We start from the raw sequence: 16,016 nt of genomic DNA, 5'->3' as shown, positions 1-16,016 counted from the left end.
CGTGGAACAATTTTGACTTGAGCGCGCCTATTTCGTAGCGCGGCGTCATGCAGGACTATTTCGATGTGATCGTGGTCGGTGGCGGCCATGCCGGCTGTGAAGCAGCGGCTGCCGCGGCGCGTATGGGCGCGCGCGTCGCATTGCTCAGCATGCAACGCGCCATGATCGGGGCAATGTCGTGCAACCCGGCGATCGGCGGGCTCGGCAAAGGCCACCTCGTTCGTGAGGTCGATGCCTGCGACGGCCTGATCGCGCGGGCCGCCGACGCGGCGGCGATTCATCATCGTATGCTCAACAGCAGCAAAGGCGCGGCGGTCCAGGGGCCGCGGGTCCAGGCCGATCGCCGGCTCTACAAGGCTGCGGTTCAGGCGTTGCTCGATGAACAGGCGGGACTCGACATCATCGAAGCGACTGCGCAGGCGCTGATCGTCAGCGACGGCAAGGTGTCGGGCGTCCAACTGGGTAACGGCCGCCGGGTCGAGGCATCGGCGGTCGTGCTTGCGACCGGCACCTTCCTCGGTGCCCGCCTTCACTTCGGCATGGAGACGGTCAGCGGTGGCCGGGTCGGGGAGGGCGCTGCGGTTGAGATGGCGTCTCAACTGCGTGCGCTCGATCTGCCGATGGGGCGCCTGAAGACCGGGACGCCGCCGCGGCTCGATGGCCGGACGATCGACTGGTCGCGGCTCGAGCGCCAGGCCAGCGATGACGCGGCCTGGACTTTTTCGGCGATGACCGAGCGGCGGCTGGTACCGCAGCTCGCCTGCGCGATTACCCGGACCAACCAGCGCACCCATGATGCGATCCGCGCCGGCCTCGACCGGTCGCCGCTTTACTCGGGGGCGATCGAGGGACTGGGGCCGCGCTATTGCCCGTCGATCGAGGACAAGGTCGTCCGCTTCGGCGATCGCGATGGCCATCAGATCTTCCTCGAGCCCGAGGGCCTCGATGATGCAACCGTCTATCCCAACGGCATCTCGACCTCGTTGCCGCTCGACGTTCAGCAGGGTCTCCTCGCGACGATCGCCGGGCTCGAGCAGGTGCGGATCGTTCAGCCGGGCTATGCGGTCGAATATGACTTCATCGACCCGCGGGCGCTCGACCTGTCGCTTGGCCTGCGCGCGATGCCGGGTCTGTTCTGTGCGGGCCAGATCAATGGCACCACCGGCTATGAAGAGGCCGCCGCGCAGGGGCTGGTCGCGGGGATGAATGCGGCGGCTTTTGCCGCCGACCGGCCGCCGATCCATTTCGATCGGGCGACGAGTTATATCGGGGTGATGGTCGACGACCTCACGCTTCAGGGCGTGACCGAGCCTTATCGGATGCTGACCGCCCGCGCCGAATATCGGCTGCGGCTGCGGGCCGATAATGCGCCGACACGGTTGACCGAATGGGCGATCGGACAGGGCGCAGTCGGCGCGGCACGTCGTGCCTCACACGCCCTTGTAGCGACCGCGCGCGAACAACTTGTCACGCTGTTGCAGCAGCAGGTCGCAAACTCGCAGCAGGTGGCACGCGTCGGAGCGGCCATCGTCGATGATGGCGTGCGCCGTCCGCTCTATGACTGGCTGCGGTTTGCCGAGGTCGACCGGCGCCATGTTGAGACGCTCGCTGAACTGCCTGCGATCGCCGATGAGCTTGTTGAGGAGGTGATTCAGGATGCTCGCTATGCACCCTATGTTGCCCGTCAGAATGAAGAGATCGCACGCATCCGCGCCGATGCCGGCGTCTCGCTGGCGGCGATCGCCGACTATCGCATGATCGGCGGGCTCTCCAATGAGATGGTCGAGCGACTCAACGGCGCCATGCCGCCAGACCTTGCCGCGGCGGGACGCGTTCGTGGGATAACCCCTGCCGCGCTGACCGCGATCATGCTCCACGCGCGAAAGCTTGCCGCATGACCGAAGATGAAGCCCAGGCATGGCTCGGTCAGCGTGACGATGTTCCACGTGAAACATTGGGGCGGCTGAGCCACTTCGTCGAGCTTGTTCTCGCCGAATCGGCGAAGCAGAACCTCATCTCCGAAGCGAGCAAGGCGGTGATCTGGTCGCGCCACATCGTCGACTCGGCCCAGTTGCTCGGCTCGACGCCCGGTGAAGCGAAGAGCTGGCTCGATCTTGGGTCGGGTCCCGGCTTTCCCGGTATCGTGATCGCCATCATCCGGCCAGACCTCGACATCATGCTGGTCGAATCGCGGCGCAAGCGGATCGAGTTTCTCGAACATGTCCGCGAATCGCTGGGTTTGACGCGGGTGTCGGTCGCGGGATCGCGGCTCGAAACGATCGCGCCCAAGCCGTTCGACGTCATCAGCGCGCGCGCATTCGCGCCGCTCGATAGGCTTCTGCCACTTGCCCACAGTTTTTCCACAGCCAAAACGCGCTGGCTGCTGCCAAAAGGGCGAAGTGCTGCCATCGAACTGGAAGCAGTTCAGAGTTCGTGGCAGGGTGGTTTCCGGATCGAGCCGAGCCTGACCGATCCGGACGCGGCGATCATCGTCGCCGACAATGTTCAGCCAAAGGGACGTCGATGATCCGTATCGCCATCGCGAACCAGAAGGGTGGGGTGGGCAAGACCACCACCGCCATCAATCTCGCGACCGCCCTGGCAGCGACCGGGTGGCGGGTGCTGTTGATCGATTTCGATCCGCAGGGCAATGCCTCGACCGGCCTCGGGCTTGACCAGTCGAGCCGGGTTCATTCGAGCTACGAACTGCTGCGCGGCGATGTGACGATCGAACAGGCGGCGGTACCAACCAAGGTTCCGCGGCTCGATATCGTCACCGCGACCGTCGACCTGTCGGGTGCCGAGATCGAACTGATCGACGTCGAGCGGCGCGCGCACCGGCTGCACAATGCGATCGCGCCGTCGGAAGGGCGCTGGGACGTCTGCCTGATCGACTGTCCGCCGTCGCTCGGCCTGCTCACTGTCAACGCGCTGGTCGCCGCCAACATGATGCTGATCCCGCTCCAGTGCGAGTTCTTCGCGCTCGAAGGGTTGAGCCAGCTGCTCCAGACGATCGAGCGGGTGCGCGAGCGTTTCAACCCGCAGCTGTCGATCCTGGGGGTCGCGCTGACCATGTATGACCGCCGCAATCGGCTGTCCGAACAGGTTGCCGCCGATGTCCGCGCCGTGCTCGGCGATGTCGTGTTCGACACCGTCATTCCGCGTAACGTCAGGCTATCCGAGGCGCCGAGTCATGGCCTGCCGGCGCTGATCTATGATTATCGCTGCCCGGGTTCGGAAGCCTATATCGGCCTTGCCCGCGAATGCATCGCCCGGCTGACCAAGACCGCGCAGGCGGCGTGAACGACCGCCGGCTGCAACGATATCGCAGCCGCTTGAGACCTTCTTTGAAGAAAGACCGAGACCGAGAATGAGTGCCGAACCGCCACGCAGAGGATTGGGCCGGGGGCTGTCGGCCCTGCTGGGCGAAGTCGAGCGCGAACAACCCGTTTCGCCCGGCGCGACGCGCGCGCCCGGTGTCCAGACCTTGCCCGTCTCGCAGATCGAGCCGCACCCTGGCCAGCCAAGGCGGATCTTCGACGAAGAGGCGCTCAACGAACTTGCCGAATCGATCGCCGCGCGCGGGCTGATCCAGCCCATCGTCGTGCGGCCCTTCGGCCAGGGCTATCAGATCGTCGCCGGTGAGCGCCGCTGGCGTGCGGCCCAGCGGGCCAGGCTGCATGATGTTCCGGTGATCATCCGCGAGCTGTCCGACGTCGAGACGCTCGAACTGGCGATCATCGAGAATATCCAGCGCCAGGATCTCAACGTCATCGAGGAAGCCGAGGCCTATCAGCGGCTCACCAACGAGTTCGGCCACACCCAGGAAGTGCTCGGCAAGCTCGTCAACAAATCGCGCAGCCATGTCGCCAATCTGTTGCGCCTGCTCGACCTGCCGAGCCCCGTGCGCCTCGCGCTCGCCGCCGGCACTCTCAACATGGGTCACGCCCGTGCCCTGATCACCTCGCCCAATGCCGAGGAGCTGGCGCGGGAGGTGATCCGCCGCGACCTGTCGGTGCGCGATACCGAGAAGCTGGCGCGCGCCAACAAGAATCCGCCGGCGCCGAAGAAGCCGGCTGCCGAACCCAAGACTCCCGACGCCGATATCGATGCGCTGCAGCGCCATCTCGGCGACATATTGGGGCTCAAGGTGGCGATCGACCATGCCGGCGGATCGGGCAAGGTGGTGATCAACTATTCGACGCTCGACCAGCTCGACCTGATCTGCCAGCGGCTCAGCGGCGAACCGATCTGAGTCTCGGAAAGCGGCGGCGGCCTAGCGCCGCCGCTTCGCCGCCGCCACGCGGGCGAGGGTGATCGCCTCTTCCTCGACCGCGATCATGCCGACACTGCCCGAGCGTTTGAACGCGCGTTCGACCTCGGCGAGGCGCTGGGTGGCGGTGGCGATCGCTTCGGGGGTCCAGCGCGCGAGCAGGCCCGCGACGATCTTCTGATCCTTCCAGAAGATGCCACGCCCGGCCGACCCCATCACCGCGTCGATGCTCTGGCCGGCGGCGACCTCGGCGCGCAGCGGCGCGATCTGGGCGAGCCGGCGCAGCAGGGCCCGGACCAGACCGATCCCTTCGGTCGCACTGATCAGCGACAGCTCGCTCGAGACCTTGTCGGGCTGACCACCCATCACCGCCTCGACGATCGTCGAGAGATCGCCTTCGTCGGTGCTGGCACCGACCGCATCGAGCATCGCGCCGTCGACCGTCTTGGGCTCCTCGGCGGTGGCGTCGGCATAGAGCGCGAGCTTTTCGAGTTCGCGGGTCATCAGCGCACGGTCGGCGCCGGTTGCCGCGGCGATCCGCCGCGCCGCGTCGCCTTCGAGCCGCAGATGGAGTCCGCGCGCGATATCGGCGGCGGCCTGGTCGGCCTTCATGCCCTCAAGCTGGTAGCTGGCATAGGCAAGCCCGTGCGGGCTGGCGAGGACAAGCTTCAACAGCTTGGAATCCTTGCGTAAATTCCCTGCGATTACCAGCACAGGGTTGCCAGCCGAGCCCGCCTCGAACAGCGCCTCGACGGCGTCGACGATCTCGTCGCCGGCCGGGTCTACCCGGATATAGCGGGCGCCGCCGAACAGCGAGATCGAGGCGGCCTCGTCGGCAAGCAGCGCCGGATCGCCCTTGAGCGCGCTGCCGGTGAGGTCGATCCGCTCGGCATCGGCGCCGAGCTTGCGCGGCAGCCGGGTGCCGAGGTCACGCGAACTGGCTTCGTCGGGGCCGTAGAGCAGGAACAGGCGGCAGGCAGGGTCGGCGGCGTCGAGCGCCCGGGCGATCTGGGCGGCGTCGGCCTTCACTTGCCCCCGCCGGCGCCGGCCCCCGACCCGGTTTCGCCGCGGCGTGCATAGGTGGCGACACGCGCGACGATCTGGTCGGCGAGTGCGGCGCTCAGCCGCTCGAGCGCGGTCTGTTCGGCGGCGATCGTCGCATAGCCCGATCCGGTGACATCGATGCCGGCATCGGCGCTCGCGGTCTGGTCGAGCAACACCCCGCCGGTCGCGACATCGACTAGACGGTAGCGCGCGCGCAGCACGCGCCGCTCGCGGGTGATCGCATTGTCGCGGCGGACGCCGAAGCCGGTGATATTGTCGTCGAGCTCGACCTCGAGCCGATAGCGCGCGGGGCTGCCGTCGCCGCGATGCAGCCGGTCGACCAGCGCATTATGGACGAGCCAGCCCTTCTGGTCGCCGATCGGCGCCACCTCGACCGCCGACAGCGTCTGCGCCACCGTGCCCGCTCCGCCGCCGCCGTAGAGCGGCCTGAGGCCGCAGCCGGCGAGGGCAAGCGCCAGCATAGGCGCGACGAGCAGGGCAGGGGAGCGCAGGGTCATGCGACGATGTTCACCAAACGATCGGGAACGACAATCACCTTCTTCGGTGCAGCGCCCGCTAGCAGCGCCTGGACCTTGTCGGATCCCAACGCCAATGCCTCGAGATCGGCCTTGGCGGCGCCCTTGGCGGCGGTCAGCGTGTCGCGCAGCTTGCCGTTGACCTGGACCGCGATCGTCACCTCGTCGTCGACCAGCAGCGCCGGATCATGATCGGGCCACGGAGCGTCGGCGACCAGGCCCGGTTCGCCGAGCCGGCTCCAGGCCTCTTCGGCGATATGCGGCACCATCGGCGCGATCAGCCGCACCAGCGCGCGGGCGGCCGCGGTGCGGCTTGTCGACGCCGGCGCCTTCTCGATCGCATTGGCGAGGCCATGGACCTTGGCGACCGCGCGGTTGAAGCCCAGGCCTTCGATATCGGCGGCGATACCGGCGATCGCGCGGTGCAGCGCCTTGTCGAGATCCTTGTCGGTGCCGGTGGCTTCGCCTTCGGCTGCGTCGGTGATCCGCCACAACCGGTTGATGAAGCGCCAGCAGCCTTCGATTCCGGCTTCGGTCCATTCGAGGTCGCGCTCGGGCGGGCTGTCCGACAGCATGAACCAGCGCACCGCATCGGCGCCATATTGGTCGACGATCGGGCCCGGATCGACGGTGTTCTTCTTCGACTTCGACATCTTCTCGATGCGGCCGACCGTGGCCGGTCCGCCGGTCGCGACGACGATGCCGTTAGAAACCTCTTCGGGCGACAGCCAGACGCCGTCGCTGTCCTTATAGGTCTCGTGGGTCACCATGCCCTGAGTGAAGAGGCCGGTGAACGGCTCCTTGACCGAGATCTTGCCGATCCGCTCGAGCGCGCGGGTCCAGAAACGGGCGTAGAGAAGATGCAGGATCGCATGCTCGACCCCGCCGATATACTGGCCGACCGGCAGCCATTGCTCGGCGACCTGGCGGTCGAACGGCTTGTCGTCGGGCTGGCTCGCGAAGCGGATGAAGTACCAGCTCGAATCGACGAAGGTGTCGAGCGTGTCGGTCTCGCGCCGCGCCGGGCCCTTGCAGGCCGGGCAATCGACATGCTTCCACGTCGGATGGCGATCGAGCGGGTTGCCGGGAATGTCGAAGCTGACATCCTCGGGCAGCACCACTGGCAGGTCGGCCTTGGGCACCGCGACCGGGCCGCAATTCTCGCAATGGATGATCGGGATCGGCGTGCCCCAGTAACGCTGGCGGGACACGCCCCAGTCGCGGAGTCGCCACACGGTGGTGCCGGTGCCCCAGCCTTCGGCCTCACCGCGCGCGATCACCGCCGCCTTGGCGTCGTCGACCGTCATGCCGTCGAGGAAACGCGAATTCACGATCTTGCCGGGGCCGGTATAGGCCTCGTCGTCGATCGGCACCGCGGCCTCCTCGGGGGAGGGGGCGACGACGCGGGTGACCGGCAGCGCATATTTACGCGCGAAGTCGAGATCGCGCTGGTCGTGCGCCGGGCAGCCGAAGATCGCGCCGGTGCCATAGTCCATCAGCACGAAATTGGCGACGAACAGCGGCAGCTTCCAGTCGGGGTCGAGCGGGTGGGTCACCGACAGGCCGGTGTCGAAACCCTTTTTCTCGGCGGTCTCGATCTCGGCAGCGGCGGTGCCGGTGCGCTTGCAGTCGGCGATGAACGCCTGCAGCGCCGCATTGTCAGCCGCCAGCGCCTGCGCGATCGGATGATCGGCCGCGATCGCCGCGAAGCTCGCGCCGAACAGCGTGTCGGGGCGGGTAGTGAACACCTCGAACCGATCGACATTGTCCACCGCCCGATCGAGCCGGAAGGTGAAGCGCATGCCCTGCGACTTGCCGATCCAGTTCTCCTGCATCGTCCGGACCTTCTCGGGCCACTGGTCGAGCGTCTTGAGCCCGTCGAGCAACTCCTCGGCGAAGTCGGTGATCTTGAGGAACCACTGGCTCAGCTTGCGCCGTTCGACCAACGCGCCCGATCGCCAGCCGCGACCGTCGATCACCTGCTCATTGGCGAGCACGGTCATGTCGACCGGATCCCAGTTGACCGCCGATTCCTTGCGATAGACCAGGCCCGCCGCGTAGAGATCGAGGAACAGGGCCTGTTCCTGGCCATAATAATCGGGTTCGCAGGTCGCGAGCTCGCGGCTCCAGTCGAGCGCGAAGCCCAATCGCTTCAGCTGCTCGCGCATCGCTGCGATATTGGCGCGGGTCCAGGTGCCGGGATGGACCTTCTTTTCCATTGCCGCATTTTCGGCGGGCATCCCGAACGCATCCCAGCCCATCGGATGGAGCACTTCATAGCCCTGCATCCGGCGGAACCGGGCGAGCACGTCGCCCATCGTATAGTTGCGGACATGGCCCATATGGATGCGCCCCGACGGATAGGGGAACATCTCGAGGACATAGGCACGCGGCTTGGCACTGTCGTCGGATGCGTGGAAGCTGCCTTCGCGCTCCCATACGCCCTGCCAGTGCGCGTCGGCCTTCACATGGTTGAAACGCGCGTCATTCATGAGGTGATGCTGGTCCGCTTATCCGGCGATGGTGGCGCGGCGCAGGTCGCGCGCCTTGGTGAGGATGATGTCCTCGAGCTTCTGTGTGGTCGCGGCCTGGACCGGCGCATCGACCCAGTTGCCGTTGGCGAGCACCTGACGGACCGGCGACACCCGAACCGCATCGGCGCGCAGATCGGCGTCGAGGATGGTCACGGTCAGCTTCATGCGCTCGGCCGGCTGGTTGGGATTCACATACCAGTCGGTGACGATCACGCCGCCATTGGAGTCGCTCTGAAGCAGCGGCATGAACGACAGCGTCTCCAGCGCGGCCTTCCACAGATAGGCGTTGACGCCGATCGTGGTCACCTTCGAAGCGGCGACGTCGGATGCCACCCGCAGCTTCTTGCCGCCGCCGCCACCGCAGGCCGAAAGGCTTGCGGCGCCAATGATCAGGGCGATGGCGGTCGCGGTGCGAGCGGGCTTGAACATGCGTGAAATCCTTGGGCCTTCGGTAAAGTCGGGCCGTTATAGATGCTCTGGTGCAAGCGGCAAGCAAAGTCATGCAGCCGGATCGGCGCACGCGCGTTGTGGAGTCTGTGCAACAGGCGGAAAAATTTGGGAAAGGCGGGTGGAAAGCGTTCGCACGCCCGTGCTAAGGCCGATCTCAACTGGAATTGAGTCTTATTTGAATGACCTACAGGGGGATCATAGCAGGGCAGATTGCCGCCGCGTTTGCGGCGTTGACCCTGTTCGCCCTGCCGGTGGCGGCGCCCGCGGCGCAGACCTCCGAGCCCAAGGTCAAGATCATCAAGAAACGGGCCGCTTCGATCGGCTTCTTCACTCCGGCGGCATCGGATGCGCATCGCACCGCGTTGTTCGAGCGCGGCGGACTCGACGGGGCCAGCTTCCGCTTCACCCCCTCGGGCAGCGGCCGTCGTCCGGTGACGGTGGCGATTCGCGCGCGGACCAATTCGAAGGCGACTGCCGCCCGCGGCCCGGTTGCGGTCGCCAATGCGTCGGTCCCCGGCATCGATGCTTCGGCCTACAGCCTGGGCGCGTCGATCGGCTGGAAGCGGTTCGCGCTCGACGGCGACATTGCCCGGGTCGATGGCGGCCTGATTCCCGAGAGTCGCGAAATGGCCGATCTCGGTGTCAGCTATAACGCCGCCAAGTGGAGCACCCGCCTGATGTTCGGCACCGAGCGGGCCTCGGCGCGGACCCAGCTGACCGGCCCGGCCGAGGCGCTGTCGGTCGATCTGGGTGGTTCCTATTCGATCACCAACAATCTCGAGGTTGGCGGCGGGCTGCGCTACAAGTCGCAGCGCGAGCGGTTTGACCTCTCGAACGACCAGCGCCGCGACAGCCAGGCTGTCTATGTCGGGACCGCTTTCCGCTTCTGATCTTCCTGATTGAAACGATCCTCATCCCGGCGGACTTCGGGATGTCGGTCGTCATGCGCGAACCGTTGCCGCGAATCCTGATCACCCCCAGGCGTCGATCGCTGCCCAGCCATGGGCGCCCATCCGCATCAGCCGGGCGCCGCGCCGCGCGTCGACACCGCCGAGCGCGATCAACGGCCGGCGGGTCGCCCGTGCCAGCGCCGCGAATCCAAGCGGTCCCAATCCCGGCGCGCCCGGATGCGACCGGGTCGGAAAGACCGGCGAGACCAGGATCGCCGCCGCACCCGATCGCTCGGCGGCGCGAATCTCGCGCCGGTCATGCGCGGGGGCGGTGCCGAAGCGCGGCGCACCTGCCAGGCGATGGTGGAGCCCGTCGGCCGTCGGCCAGCCCTCCGTAGCCGCGACCAGCAGCACCAGGCCGCGCCGACGTGCGATCCGTCGGACCCTGTCGAACAAGGCACGCCGTTCGGCCGTTCGCAGCCGATAGTGGCGCAGGATCACCCCCGATCCGCGCGGCAGCCGGGCGAGCGCCGGCCATAGACCATCGCCCTGGCGCTCGTCGGTCATCATCCAGAGCCTGGGGAGGGCCCGGAACCGGGTGGGGTGGCGAAGGGTCATCACCGCCTCTATAGCACGGCAATGCCGACGATCGACCCGACCCAAAGCCCTCTCCAGGCGGTGCGCGACCGCATCGCCCATATCGCCGGAATCGCCGGCCGCGATCCCGCGACGATCGAGCTGATCGCGATCTCCAAGACCCAGCCGGTCGAGGCGATCGCCCCGCTGATCGCCGAAGGCCAGGCGAGCTTCGGCGAAAACCGCGTACAGGAGGCCGAGGATAAATGGCCGGCGCTGATCGCCGCGCAGCCGGTCCGTCTCCATCTGGTCGGCCAGCTCCAGTCGAACAAGGCGGCCGAGGCGGTCGCGCTGTTCGACGCGATCCACTCGGTCGACCGGCCGTCGCTGATCGACGCGCTCGCCCGCGCGATCGACAAGGCGGGCAAGCGCCCCGACTGCTTCATCCAGGTCAATATCGGTGAGGAGGCCCAGAAGGGCGGCTGTGCGATCGCCGATCTGCCGGCGATCCTCGCCTCGGCGCGCGACGCGGGCCTGCCGGTGGTCGGACTGATGGCGGTGCCACCCGCCGATGTCGAGCCGGCGCCCTATTTCGCGCTGCTCGCCAAGCTCGCCAAGCGCCATGAACTGGCCAAGCTCAGCATGGGCATGTCCGCCGATTTCGAGACCGCGGTGATGCTCGGCGCCACCCATGTCCGGGTCGGCTCGGCGCTGTTCGGGGCGCGCGGATGAGCGTCGGGGTCCGCTTCGCGGTCGACGGCCAGGTCGGCCGGATCATCCTCGATCGCCCCAAGGCGATCCACGCGCTCACTTTGGCGATGTGCGAGGCGATGACCGCCCAGCTCGTCGCCTGGATCGGCGACGATCGGGTGGCGCTGGTGATCGTCGAGCATGGCGAGGGCCGCGGTTTCTGCGCGGGCGGCGACGTGCGTTTCCTCTCGGCCGAGGGCGCCGCCGACGGCAGCGATGCGCGCGCCTTCTTCCACGCCGAATATCGGCTCAACCATTTGATGTTCGTCTACCCCAAGCCGATCGTCAGCTTCATGGACGGGATCACCATGGGCGGCGGAGTCGGCATCGCCGCGCCGGCGCGCTACCGGATCGCCACCGAAAACACGCTGTGGGCGATGCCCGAGACCGGGATTGGGATGTTCACCGATATCGGCGGCGGCTGGTTCCTGTCGCGGCTCGAAGGCGCGCTCGGCGCCTTCCTCGCGCTCACCGGTGCGCGGCTCGATGCGGCCGAGACGCTCGCGCTCGGCCTGGCGACCCATCATGTCCCGGCCGACGCGCTGCCCGCGCTCAAGGCGGCGATCGTCGCCGATCCCGCCGCGATCGATCGGCTTCTCGCCGAAGCCGCGACCACCCCGCCGCCGGCGCGGATCGAGCGCAACCGTGAGCGGATCGACCGGCTGTTCGGCCATGACCGCTATGAGGATATCGTGGCGGGCCTTGCCGAGGATCCGTCCGACTGGGCCGCCAAGGAGCTGAAGACGCTCCGGGCGAAGTCGCCATCGGCGTGCAAGATCTCGCTCGAACTGATCCGGCGCGGGGCGACGCGCGGCGATTTCGCCGAAGAGATGGCGGCCGAATATGCCCTCGCCACCCGGGTCGCGGTCGCCCCCGATTTCCGCGAGGGCGTGCGCGCGCTGCTGATCGACAAGGACAACAGCCCGCACTGGCGCCCGCCGAGCCCCGAGGCGGTCACCGACGAGATGATCGCGGCGCTGTTCGCGCCCTTGCCGGCCGATGAGGCCTGGACGCCCGAGCCGCTTGAATAGTTTGATGCCTCCATTTCCGTTCGTGTCGAGCGCAGTCGAGACACGCATCGGTGGTGGAGCGTGTCTCGACTGCGCTCGACACGAACGGGATTAAGGTCCGAACCGCTTAACTTTTGAACCAGCGCGCGACGACGAAGTAGAGCGTAACCCCGACCGCCACCGCCAGCGAGAATCCGGTCACCGCCCAGAAGGACAAGGGGTGGTGGGCATAGGGGATGCCGTCGACATTCATCCCGAACAGCCCGGTGACGAAGGTCAGCGGCAGGAAGATCATCGCGACGATCGCGATCACCAGCGAGCGGCGGTCGATCCGCTCGGCGCGTAGATCGGTGATCTGCTCGTGGAGCAGCGCCGATCGCTCGCGGACCGCCTCGAGCTCCTCGGCCATCCGCGCGAAGCGGTCGGCGGCCTCGCGCAGGTGGATGCGGTCGTCATCCTCGATCCAGGCGGTGTCGAGCAGCGCCATCGTCTCGAGCGCCTGGCGCTGCGGCACCACGAACCGGCGGTAGCTGATCGCCTCGCTGCGCGCCTCGGCGATGTGGCGGCGGAGTTCATAGGCACGCTCGCTGGTCAGCGCGACCTCGCAATCGTCGACCGAATCGCCGAGATCGGCGACCACCGGGTCGAGCTGGTGGGTGATCTTGATCGCCAGCGCGGCGATCAGGTCGCCGGGATCCTTGAAGGCGCCCGAATCCATCTTGGTGCGCAGTTCGTCGATTCCCGCGAGCCGGCGGAAGGTCACCGATATCACCCGGCCAGGCTCGGCCCAGAGCCGGATCGACACGAGCATGTCGCCCTTGTCGTTCTGATTCTGGCGCAGCCCGCGCATGTTGATCAGCGTGCCCTCGTCGAGCGGCTGGCAGCGCGGCCGGGTTTCGATCGCGGTCAGCGCGATCCGGGCGGTCAGCGGCAGATTCTGGGCGTCGAGCCAGCGCTGGGTCTCCTCCTCACGGCCATCGAGATGGACCCAGCAAAAGCCGTTCTGCTTGATTTCCCAGCCGCGCGTCATGGTTGCTCCAGATCGATCGAAAGCCCCGGTTCGAGCGATGCGGGCGCGGCCGCACACAGCCGGACGGCATCGGCGCGGGCACGGTCGAGGATCGCGGCCGGCGCATCCGCCCGGTGGTAGATGCGGTCGGCCTGGCCGAGCAGCCTGGCCTCGCCGAGGGTGAGGTCGTCGGGATCGGCGGATCGCAGCCCGATCGTGACCAGCCGCGCCGCCGCCGTTGCGGCGGGATCGGTGAGCCAAGCCTCGACCCGGTCGTGCGATCCGGCCGACAGCGGGTCGAGCGGCCCGTCGATCGCGGCATCGATCGCCCGGCGGCGATCGGCCGGTTCGGGCCAGCGCGCGCGGATCGCGTCGCGCGCCGCAAACAGGGCCTGGGCGAGCGCGCCGAGCGAAGCCGGCAGCAGCGCCTCGATCCGCTGGCGCAGCGCCTTGGCGAGCCCGGCGGAGGCGCCGCCGGTGCCGATCGCGATCAGCACCGGGCTGCGATCGACGATCGCCGGCATGGTGAAGTCGCACAGGTCGGGCCGGTCGGTCACGTTGACCAGAATGCCCTGCGCGCGCAGCCGTTCCGCGGCCGCGGCGGCTTCGTGCGCATCCTCGACCGCGACGATCGCGATCCGCGCCGCGGCGCTCTCGTCGGCGACGATCCCGCCGGCGCGCTCGATCAGCCGGCGCTTGGCGGCAGCGGCATCGCCGTCGCCGACCAGGATCACCGGCTTTCCCGAAAGCTTCAGAAAGACCGGCAGGCTGTCCATGGGGCCGGGGCCTAGAGCGTCTTGATGAACGCCCGGATCGAATCGGCGATTTCGGGCCGCTCGAGCGCCAGCGCGACATTGGCCTGGATGAAACCGGCATTGTCGCCGCAATCGTGGCGGGTGCCGTCGAAGGTCTGGGCGTGGAAGGGCTGGACGCCGATCAGCTTCTCCATCGCGTCGGTCAGCTGGATCTCGCCGCCCGCGCCGCGCTCGCCCTTGTCGAGCAGGTCGAAGATGTCGGGCTGGAGGATATAGCGGCCGACGATCGCCAGGTTCGACGGCGCGGTGCCCTGCGGGGGCTTTTCGACCATCCGCTTGATCTCGGTCACCCGCCCGTCGATCAGGCCGGGGTCGACGATGCCATATTTGTGGGTCTGGCTGGCGGGCACTTCGAGCACCGCGACGACATTGCCGCCCTTGGCCTCATAGGTCTTGCTCATCTGCGCGAGGCAGGGCGAGGCCGGGTTCCACAGCAGTTCGTCGGGCAGCAGCACCGCGAACGGCTCGTCGCCGACCAGCTCGCGCGCGCAGGCGACCGCATGGCCCAGGCCGAGCATCTGCTGCTGGCGGACGAAGGCGGCCTTGCCGGGGGCGAGGCGAGTCTGTTCGAGGATGTCGAGGAAGGCGGTCTTGTTCTTGATCGCGAGGTCGGTCTCGATCTCGAAGGCGCGGTCGAAATAATCCTCGATCGATCCCTTGTTGCGGCCGGTCACGAAGATCATCTGCTCGATCCCCGCGGCCTTCGCTTCGTCGACCGCATATTGGATCAGCGGCCGGTCGACCACCGGCAGCATCTCCTTGGGCACCGCCTTGGTCGCGGGCAGAAAGCGGGTGCCGAAACCGGCGACCGGGAAAATGGCTTTGCGTACCGGCTTCATGCGATCTCCTCATCCAACCAGGGCGGCAGCGTGTCGGCCGCGATCAACGCTTCGAGCGGCTGCCGATTCCGGACTATCGCCCAATTGTGACCGGACACCAGAACTTCGGGGGTCAGCGCGCGCGAATTATAAGTATTCGCCATCGTCGCGCCATAGGCGCCGGCGGTCATGAAGGTGACGAGATCGCCCGCCTGCACCGCATCCATCGGCCGCTTCTTGGCGAAGGTGTCGCCGCTTTCGCAGATCGGCCCGACGATATTGGCGGTCATCGCCGCCCCATCGGGGGTGACGCTGCGGATGTCGTGCCACGCGTCGTAGAGACTGGGGCGCATCAGATCGTTCATCGCCGCATCGACGATCACGAACGGGTCGGTGACGCCCGGCTTCACCCGGATGACCCGGCTCAGCAGCACCCCGGCATTGCCGACGATCACCCGGCCGGGTTCGAAGATCAGCCGGACGTTCCAGCCGCGGGTCACCTCGCGCACCATCGCGCCATAGGCGTCGGGCAGCGGCGGCACCGGCTTGGCCGGATCATAGGGCACGCCGAGCCCGCCGCCGAGATCGGCGGTGACGATGTCGTGGCCGGCGGCGCGCAACTCGGCGATCATCGCCCCGACCTTCTCGAACGCCGCGCGCGAGGGGCCGAGGTCGGTCAGCTGGCTGCCGATATGCACCGCGATCCCGCGAACCTTGAGTCCGGGCAGTTCGGCGGCACGGGCATAGGCCGCCATCGCCCGGTCATAGGCGACCCCGAACTTGTCCTCGGCGCCACCGGTCGAGATTTTGGCATGGGTGCCGGCGACGACATTGGGATTGACCCGGAACGCCACCGGCGCGGTCGGGCCCATCGCCAGGGCGACGTCCGACAGCATCTCGGCTTCGGGTTCGGATTCGATGTTGAACTGATAGATGCCGCGGTCGAGGGCGAGCCGCATTTCCTCGGCGGTCTTGCCGACCCCCGAAAACACGATCCGCTCGGCCGGGACCCCGGCGGCGAGCGCGCGCAGCAATTCGCCGCCCGAGACGACGTCGGCGCCGAACCCGGCCTTCGCCAGCGTCGCGACCACCGCGCGATTGGGGTTGGCCTTGATCGCAAAGGCGATCAGCGGACCTTGTTCGCCCGATTCGACGCCCGCCAGCGCGGCCTTGAAGACATCGGCATGGCGTTCGATCGTCGCGGTCGAATAGACATAGACGGGGGTGCCCACCGCCTCGGCGATCGCGGGCAGCGGAACGTCTTCGGCGTGCAGGACGCCGTCCTTGAGCGTGAAATGGTCCATGGGTCTC

16 protein-coding genes are annotated in these 16,016 nt (G+C 67.6%); 7 read left to right on the top strand and 9 right to left on the bottom strand.

The window, feature by feature from the left end; translation table 11 throughout:
* The first annotated feature begins 47 nt into the window (after positions 1-47).
* The 4 genes from mnmG (at position 48) to AC1RM6_RS14495 (ending at position 4,255) form a co-directional block, all read left to right on the top strand.
* Positions 48-1,898 (top strand): tRNA uridine-5-carboxymethylaminomethyl(34) synthesis enzyme MnmG, encoded by a 1,851-nt coding sequence (gene mnmG, locus AC1RM6_RS14510; protein ID WP_493102374.1) that lies wholly within the window; start codon positions 48-50, stop codon positions 1,896-1,898.
* Entirely contained in the window at positions 1,895-2,527 is a 633-nt protein-coding gene (gene rsmG, locus AC1RM6_RS14505; RefSeq protein ID WP_493102373.1) for a 16S rRNA (guanine(527)-N(7))-methyltransferase RsmG, read from the top strand. Before mnmG ends, rsmG begins: the two co-directional genes overlap by 4 nt.
* Positions 2,524-3,303: a ParA family protein gene (locus AC1RM6_RS14500; protein WP_493102372.1), complete on the top strand. Its 780-nt coding sequence runs from the start codon at positions 2,524-2,526 to the stop codon at positions 3,301-3,303. Before rsmG ends, AC1RM6_RS14500 begins: the two co-directional genes overlap by 4 nt.
* A gap of 67 nt (positions 3,304-3,370) precedes the next feature.
* On the top strand, positions 3,371-4,255 hold the full coding sequence (locus AC1RM6_RS14495) for a ParB/RepB/Spo0J family partition protein (protein ID WP_493102371.1): 885 nt from the start codon (positions 3,371-3,373) through the stop codon (positions 4,253-4,255).
* Positions 4,256-4,276: 21 nt separating this feature from the next.
* Here AC1RM6_RS14495 and holA read toward each other — a convergent pair whose 3' ends face one another.
* Genes holA through AC1RM6_RS14475 form a run of 4 tightly spaced genes read right to left on the bottom strand, consistent with a single transcriptional unit; the run spans position 4,277 to position 8,816 of the window.
* On the bottom strand, positions 4,277-5,302 hold the full coding sequence (gene holA, locus AC1RM6_RS14490) for a DNA polymerase III subunit delta (protein ID WP_493102369.1): 1,026 nt from the start codon (positions 5,300-5,302) through the stop codon (positions 4,277-4,279).
* The gene (gene lptE / locus AC1RM6_RS14485) at positions 5,299-5,835 is read right to left on the bottom strand and encodes an LPS assembly lipoprotein LptE (protein WP_493102367.1); all 537 of its coding nucleotides are present in this window, start codon (positions 5,833-5,835) and stop codon (positions 5,299-5,301) included. Before lptE ends, holA begins: the two co-directional genes overlap by 4 nt.
* Positions 5,832-8,345, bottom strand: a complete 2,514-nt coding sequence (leuS, locus tag AC1RM6_RS14480; RefSeq protein ID WP_493102365.1) for a leucine--tRNA ligase — start codon at positions 8,343-8,345, stop codon at positions 5,832-5,834. The genes lptE and leuS overlap by 4 nt, the downstream gene beginning before the upstream one ends.
* A gap of 18 nt (positions 8,346-8,363) precedes the next feature.
* Positions 8,364-8,816, bottom strand: a complete 453-nt coding sequence (locus AC1RM6_RS14475) for a DUF3576 domain-containing protein (protein ID WP_493102363.1) — start codon at positions 8,814-8,816, stop codon at positions 8,364-8,366.
* 200 nt (positions 8,817-9,016) lie between these two features.
* On the opposite strand from AC1RM6_RS14475, the gene AC1RM6_RS14470 reads away from it, so the two are divergent.
* Positions 9,017-9,727: a porin gene (locus tag AC1RM6_RS14470; protein ID WP_493102361.1), complete on the top strand. Its 711-nt coding sequence runs from the start codon at positions 9,017-9,019 to the stop codon at positions 9,725-9,727.
* 81 nt (positions 9,728-9,808) lie between these two features.
* On the opposite strand, the gene AC1RM6_RS14465 is transcribed toward AC1RM6_RS14470, so the two are convergent.
* Positions 9,809-10,294, bottom strand: a complete 486-nt coding sequence (locus AC1RM6_RS14465) for a thiamine phosphate synthase (protein WP_493102359.1) — start codon at positions 10,292-10,294, stop codon at positions 9,809-9,811.
* Between the two features lie 72 nt (positions 10,295-10,366).
* Here AC1RM6_RS14465 and AC1RM6_RS14460 point away from each other — a divergent pair, with 72 nt between their 5' ends.
* Both AC1RM6_RS14460 and AC1RM6_RS14455 read left to right on the top strand, forming a co-directional pair.
* Entirely contained in the window at positions 10,367-11,035 is a 669-nt protein-coding gene (locus AC1RM6_RS14460; RefSeq protein ID WP_493102357.1) for a YggS family pyridoxal phosphate-dependent enzyme, read from the top strand.
* A complete protein-coding gene (locus tag AC1RM6_RS14455; RefSeq protein WP_493102355.1) occupies positions 11,032-12,084 on the top strand; it encodes an enoyl-CoA hydratase/isomerase family protein in 1,053 nt (350 codons plus the stop codon). Before AC1RM6_RS14460 ends, AC1RM6_RS14455 begins: the two co-directional genes overlap by 4 nt.
* A gap of 106 nt (positions 12,085-12,190) precedes the next feature.
* Here AC1RM6_RS14455 and AC1RM6_RS14450 read toward each other — a convergent pair whose 3' ends face one another.
* Genes AC1RM6_RS14450 through lysA form a run of 4 tightly spaced genes read right to left on the bottom strand, consistent with a single transcriptional unit; the run spans position 12,191 to position 16,009 of the window.
* Positions 12,191-13,093 carry a zinc transporter ZntB gene (locus AC1RM6_RS14450; RefSeq protein ID WP_493102353.1) on the bottom strand — a complete coding sequence of 301 codons (903 nt, stop codon included), beginning with the start codon at positions 13,091-13,093 and terminating at the stop codon, positions 12,191-12,193.
* Positions 13,090-13,848 (bottom strand): precorrin-2 dehydrogenase/sirohydrochlorin ferrochelatase family protein, encoded by a 759-nt coding sequence (locus tag AC1RM6_RS14445; RefSeq protein WP_493102351.1) that lies wholly within the window; start codon positions 13,846-13,848, stop codon positions 13,090-13,092. The genes AC1RM6_RS14450 and AC1RM6_RS14445 overlap by 4 nt, the downstream gene beginning before the upstream one ends.
* Before the next feature lie 11 nt (positions 13,849-13,859).
* A complete protein-coding gene (gene galU / locus AC1RM6_RS14440; RefSeq protein ID WP_493102349.1) occupies positions 13,860-14,726 on the bottom strand; it encodes a UTP--glucose-1-phosphate uridylyltransferase GalU in 867 nt (288 codons plus the stop codon).
* Positions 14,723-16,009 carry a diaminopimelate decarboxylase gene (gene lysA / locus AC1RM6_RS14435; RefSeq protein ID WP_493102348.1) on the bottom strand — a complete coding sequence of 429 codons (1,287 nt, stop codon included), beginning with the start codon at positions 16,007-16,009 and terminating at the stop codon, positions 14,723-14,725. Before lysA ends, galU begins: the two co-directional genes overlap by 4 nt.
* Positions 16,010-16,016: the final 7 nt, after the last annotated feature.

This window comes from Rhizorhabdus sp. GW822-FHT03C02 (genome assembly GCF_058801765.1).
Note: the sequence above shows the minus strand (reverse complement) of the source record. Positions and strands in the feature narration are given on the sequence as shown.

What these genes read in the sequence shown, in the direction of transcription:
- mnmG (WP_493102374.1), top strand. Translation starts at nt 48, where the DNA reads ATGCAGGACTATTTCGATGTGATCGTGGTCGGTGGCGGCCATGCCGGC.
- rsmG (WP_493102373.1), top strand. Translation starts at nt 1,895, where the DNA reads ATGACCGAAGATGAAGCCCAGGCATGGCTCGGTCAGCGTGACGATGTT.
- AC1RM6_RS14500 (WP_493102372.1), top strand. Translation starts at nt 2,524, where the DNA reads ATGATCCGTATCGCCATCGCGAACCAGAAGGGTGGGGTGGGCAAGACC.
- AC1RM6_RS14495 (WP_493102371.1), top strand. Translation starts at nt 3,371, where the DNA reads ATGAGTGCCGAACCGCCACGCAGAGGATTGGGCCGGGGGCTGTCGGCC.
- lptE (WP_493102367.1), bottom strand. Translation starts at nt 5,835, where the DNA reads ATGACCCTGCGCTCCCCTGCCCTGCTCGTCGCGCCTATGCTGGCGCTT.
- leuS (WP_493102365.1), bottom strand. Translation starts at nt 8,345, where the DNA reads ATGAATGACGCGCGTTTCAACCATGTGAAGGCCGACGCGCACTGGCAG.
- AC1RM6_RS14475 (WP_493102363.1), bottom strand. Translation starts at nt 8,816, where the DNA reads ATGTTCAAGCCCGCTCGCACCGCGACCGCCATCGCCCTGATCATTGGC.
- AC1RM6_RS14470 (WP_493102361.1), top strand. Translation starts at nt 9,017, where the DNA reads ATGACCTACAGGGGGATCATAGCAGGGCAGATTGCCGCCGCGTTTGCG.
- AC1RM6_RS14465 (WP_493102359.1), bottom strand. Translation starts at nt 10,294, where the DNA reads ATGACCGACGAGCGCCAGGGCGATGGTCTATGGCCGGCGCTCGCCCGG.
- AC1RM6_RS14460 (WP_493102357.1), top strand. Translation starts at nt 10,367, where the DNA reads ATGCCGACGATCGACCCGACCCAAAGCCCTCTCCAGGCGGTGCGCGAC.
- AC1RM6_RS14455 (WP_493102355.1), top strand. Translation starts at nt 11,032, where the DNA reads ATGAGCGTCGGGGTCCGCTTCGCGGTCGACGGCCAGGTCGGCCGGATC.
- AC1RM6_RS14450 (WP_493102353.1), bottom strand. Translation starts at nt 13,093, where the DNA reads ATGACGCGCGGCTGGGAAATCAAGCAGAACGGCTTTTGCTGGGTCCAT.
- AC1RM6_RS14445 (WP_493102351.1), bottom strand. Translation starts at nt 13,848, where the DNA reads ATGGACAGCCTGCCGGTCTTTCTGAAGCTTTCGGGAAAGCCGGTGATC.
- galU (WP_493102349.1), bottom strand. Translation starts at nt 14,726, where the DNA reads ATGAAGCCGGTACGCAAAGCCATTTTCCCGGTCGCCGGTTTCGGCACC.
- lysA (WP_493102348.1), bottom strand. Translation starts at nt 16,009, where the DNA reads ATGGACCATTTCACGCTCAAGGACGGCGTCCTGCACGCCGAAGACGTT.